This window comes from Nonomuraea sp. NPDC049784 (genome assembly GCF_040659615.1).
In the GTDB taxonomy this organism is placed as follows: domain Bacteria; phylum Actinomycetota; class Actinomycetes; order Streptosporangiales; family Streptosporangiaceae; genus Nonomuraea.
Genome location: NZ_JBFAMX010000763.1, coordinates 1 through 4,185 on the forward strand (window position 1 = coordinate 1; position 4,185 = coordinate 4,185).

At 68.9% G+C, this 4,185-nt stretch carries 5 protein-coding genes; 2 read left to right on the forward strand and 3 right to left on the reverse strand.

Features of this window, described 5'->3' with window-relative positions; translation table 11 throughout:
* Nucleotides 1–246 precede the first annotated feature (246 nt).
* Genes AB0J09_RS57925 through AB0J09_RS57935 form a run of 3 tightly spaced genes read right to left on the reverse strand, consistent with a single transcriptional unit; the run spans nt 247 to nt 2,620 of the window.
* A complete protein-coding gene (locus AB0J09_RS57925) occupies nt 247–1,386 on the reverse strand; it encodes a serine hydrolase domain-containing protein (protein WP_360711606.1) in 1,140 nt (379 codons plus the stop codon).
* A gap of 46 nt (nt 1,387–1,432) precedes the next feature.
* The gene (locus tag AB0J09_RS57930) at nt 1,433–1,999 is read right to left on the reverse strand and encodes a dihydrofolate reductase family protein (protein WP_360711609.1); all 567 of its coding nucleotides are present in this window, start codon (nt 1,997–1,999) and stop codon (nt 1,433–1,435) included.
* 33 nt (nt 2,000–2,032) lie between these two features.
* The gene (locus tag AB0J09_RS57935; RefSeq protein WP_360711612.1) at nt 2,033–2,620 is read right to left on the reverse strand and encodes an NAD(P)H-dependent oxidoreductase; all 588 of its coding nucleotides are present in this window, start codon (nt 2,618–2,620) and stop codon (nt 2,033–2,035) included.
* A gap of 178 nt (nt 2,621–2,798) precedes the next feature.
* On the opposite strand from AB0J09_RS57935, the gene AB0J09_RS57940 reads away from it, so the two are divergent.
* Together AB0J09_RS57940 and AB0J09_RS57945 are read left to right on the forward strand one after the other, a co-directional pair.
* Nucleotides 2,799–3,149, forward strand: coding sequence for a DUF1801 domain-containing protein (locus AB0J09_RS57940; protein WP_360711615.1), 351 nt, complete (start codon nt 2,799–2,801; stop codon nt 3,147–3,149).
* Between the two features lie 312 nt (nt 3,150–3,461).
* The gene (locus AB0J09_RS57945; RefSeq protein WP_360711618.1) at nt 3,462–4,049 is read left to right on the forward strand and encodes a hypothetical protein; all 588 of its coding nucleotides are present in this window, start codon (nt 3,462–3,464) and stop codon (nt 4,047–4,049) included.
* The last annotated feature ends 136 nt before the right edge of the window (nt 4,050–4,185 follow it).

Genomic DNA, 4,185 nt, shown 5'->3' on the forward strand with positions numbered 1-4,185 from the left:
GTCGCCCCACAAGTGATCGATGAGCAGGTCGGCGGGCACCGGCCGCCCGTGGTGCACCAGCAGGGCCGCCAGCAGGGCCCGGACCTTCAGACCGGGCACCGCGACGGTGCCGCCGTCGTCCCGCCACACCGCGAGCGGCCCCAGCACCCCGAAGCGCATGACCGCCACCATAACGCGAGCCGGCGACAATTTCGCAGGCTCGCGGACCCTGCGGCCCTCAGCGGAGGGTGTGGGGCCGCAGGCCGGTCAGCGCGGGCCGAGGGCCTTGGCGACGAGCGCGCCGATGTGGTGGAACGTACTGTAGTCGCCGGCGGTCACGCGGTTCTTGGCCAAGGCGATGACAGTGCCGGTGGCGGTGTCGGCGTACGCCGCGGTCCCCCCGCTTCCGGCCATGCCGAACAGGGTGGGGCTGTCGAGCGGTCCGGGGAAGCCGATGTCGTACCCCAGCCCCCGGGCGGCCGGAGACCCGGTGACCTCGTCGACTCCGCTGATCGTCACCGTGGCGACCTCTTGGAGCCGCTCGGAGGAGATGAGCCGCACGCCGTCGACCTCGTCCATCAGAGCGGCGTACATGCGTGCCACGGCTCGGGCGGTCATGACGCCGCCCGCGGGGATGTCGGCGGCGAGCACGTCCTCGCGGTTGCAGAAGGCCGCGGTCGGCAGGGCCGCCGGCGGCGCCGCCGTCCATCCGTCCACGATTCTGAAGAACGGCACCTGCTCAGCCATCGCGGCGATCATGTCCGGGGTCAGCTCCATGCCGTCCGCCGCCTCCTCCAGGCGGGCCTGCCGGCCGAGCTCGGAGGCCGGTACGCCGAAGAACAACTCGTTCACCACGCCCAGCGGCCCGGCCACCTCGTCGCGGAGCACCTGGGAGATCGGCCGGCCGGTGGCCCGGCGCACGATCTCGCCCGCGATGTAGCCGAACGACTGCGGGTGGTACCCCGTCCTGGTGCCGGGTTCCCACCACGGTGTCGCGCCGGCGATCGCCGCGCACATCGTGTCCCAGTCGGTCAGATCCTCCGGTGTGGTGTCCTGCGGGAGGCCGGGCACGCCGACTGAGTGGTTGAGCACGTCGCGCACGGTGGCGCGCCCCTTGCCATGCGCGCCGAACTCCGGCCAGAGCTCTGCGACGGGGGTGTCGTACGTGAGAACGCCTTGTTCCACGAGCACGTGCACGACGGCGGAGGTCACCCCCTTGCCGGTCGAGGTGACGTGGAACGGCGTGTCCGGCGTGACCGGCCGGACGGTCGCAGGGTCGGCCTGGCCGGCGACGGCGTCGACCACCAGATCTCCGCGGTGGTAGACGGCGACCTGCAGGCCCCGTTCGGTGCCGGACTCGACCAGTTGGTCGATGGCGTCCTGTGTCTGCTGCTGAATGTCGGTCATGGTGATGCTTCTTCTTTCGTGGCGCTTACGGTGATGGGGAACGGTGCTACTTCTCGGGAGCGGGTATCGGCTCGTGCGTCATGACGACGGCTCCCGATCCGAACGTCCTCGTGCCGGTCAGGCGGAACCGTGTCTCGCTCCAGCCGGTGAACAGGCTCTCTCCGCGCCCCAGGACGACGGGATGAATCCAGACCCGGATCTCGTCGACGAGGTCGTGCCGGGTCAGCGTCCGGGCCAGCTCGCCGCACCCGTACATCAGGATGTCCCGGCCGGGCTGTCGCTTGAGCTCGCGCACCGCCTCGACGACATCGCCCTTGACCAGGGCCGAGTTTGTCCAGCCGACGTCGTCGAGTGTGGTCGACACGACGTACTTCGGCATGGTGTTGATCCGGCGAGCGAAATCGTCCGGCGCGGGTCCGTCGTCGCTCATCGACGGCCAGGACTCTGCGAAGCCTTGGTAGGTGACCCGTCCCATCAGCAGGGCGTCCGCGGCGAACAACTGGTCGCGGGCGTAGGCCTCGTACTCCTCGGTCGAATACTCGAGCGACCACTCGTGCGGATTCTCCTGGACGCCGTCCATCGTCGCGAAAACCGAAACGATCACCTTGCGCATGGCATGCTCCTGCGGTTGTAACGGATGTTGCGATCAGCGGTAGGTGTACGAACGCATGGCACGCGCCTCGCGCAGTGCGTACGCCCACCAAGTCAGCTCGTCCAGCGTCGTCTTGACCGTGTTGCACGTCGCGGTGGGTTTGGGCCAGCTGCCGTCGGCGGCGAACAACTCCCAGTAACAGGGCAGGCTGACCAGGGCGCGGATGGCGACGGCGTGCAGTTCGCCGAACACCTCACGCAATTGGGCCGCGGCGTGCAGGCCGCCCGATTCCCTCCCGTAGGAGACGAAGGCGACGGGCTTGGCCTGCCACTCCTCGTAGAACCAGTCGATGGCGGTCTTGAGCGGAGCGGGAAAGCTCCGGTTGTACTCCGGTGTGACCACCACGAACGCGTCGGCGGCGGCCAGCCTCGGAGCCAGCGCCCGTACCGGCTCCGGGACGGGCTCGTCCTGGTCGGTCAGGATGTCGGGCAGACGGACCGTGGCCAGGTCGACGAGATCGATGTCCAGCTCCCGGCGCTTGCGGGCCTGGGCGATGAACCAGGATGCCGCGGTGGGGCCGAACCGCCCGCGGCGGGTGCTGCCGATGATGATCACCAGCCGCAGTGGTGTGCTGTCCGGCATCTCGGGCCTCCCTCGGGTTCGTGTCGTGCTCAACCCTGCGCGAAGGCGCCTTCGGTTCGTTTACGCCTTTTCGCCCACCAGTGGACTGGGATGCCGGGGTGAGCGTAAACGAACCGTAAAGACCACCTCGCATCATGGGCGGCGTCTTGAAGCACCCGTAGCCGAGGAGGGCCGTCCCATGTTCAGCGCCAACGTAGATGAGTTCGTCCGGACCAAGCTGCCGCCACAGCACCAGGACATCGTCCGTATCCTGCGAGAGCTCATGGCCGAGGGCGCGTCTGACGCATCCGAGGTGATCAGCCGCGGATCCCCGGCGTGGAAGGGTCGCGCCCTCCTTGCGATCATCAGTCACAGCAAGACGCACATCACGTTCGCGTTTGCTCGAGGCGCGGAGTTCGACGACGACCACGGCCTGCTGGAGGGCGTGGGCAAGACCACCAGGCACGTCAAGCTCAAGAGCCCGGACGCCCTCAACCATGACGCATTGCGTGACTACATCCGGCAGGCTGTCGCGCTCGATCAGGAGTAGCTCTTCGCCCAGGTGGAGGACGTCTGGATGATCGGCGGCGGCAGCGGAGATGCGCCGGCCCTCCACGCCGGCGCGACCACTGGTCGTACTACCTGGCCATCGGTCGTGTGTCGGCGGGGTTGTCACGACAGCCGGCGGGCAGGTCGCCCCACTCGCAGCCAGGCAGAGGCCAGGGCCATTGCGCTCCGGCGAGCCCGGAAGGGCGGGTGCCGGGTAATCATACGCACCCGATTAGCCATATACCTAAGGGGGGTATATGAGCTACCGTCGTCTCGACGCCGGCACGAGGGTGCCCGCGACGAGGAAGCGGTGATGACGATGACGACACAGACCACCTCGGCGCTCGGTCCGGTGCTGCGCCACTGGCCGATTCTGGTCGGGCTCGGTGCCGCCGCGCTCGTGGCCCTGGACATGGCTGCCGGCGTCGAACTGGCGAAGGTGCTGGCCGCCTCGGCGGTGGTGTACCTGGGGGCGGCCGCGTTCGGGAAACCCGCCGCGACCTGGCCCGTATTCTTCCTGACCTTCGCCGTCATCGTCGCCGCGAACATCATCGACGACGACTTCGAGGCAACCTGGGCGGTGCTGGGCTTGGGCGTCCTGCTGGGCGGCTACGGCCTCCTGCGCGGCTACGGCCCACAGCGGGGGAAGCGGCCTGAGGACGCCGGGCTGCCGTTACAGACGGTCGCCCTGCTCGGTTTCGGTGCCGCGGCCACGGTCGCACTGTTCATCGCCCCGGCGGCCGGCAGCTACCTGGTGGCGCTGGGCCTGCTCGGCCACGCCGCATGGGACGTCTACCACTACAGGGCGAAGAAAGTTGTGAGCAGTTCACTCGCCGAGTTCTGCCTCGTACTCGACACCGCGCTCGCCGTGGCGATCATCGTCCTGACGGCGACGACCTGACGCTCACCCGATTGGTCTGTTCACGGGCTCTCAGGCGTCGCAGGCGGCACGTACGTCCGCCACCAGGCGCGCGGCCTCGTCGATGGTGTGCCCGATCTCCTCCGGGGTGCGCCCGACCGCGGCGAGCAGCGCCTGG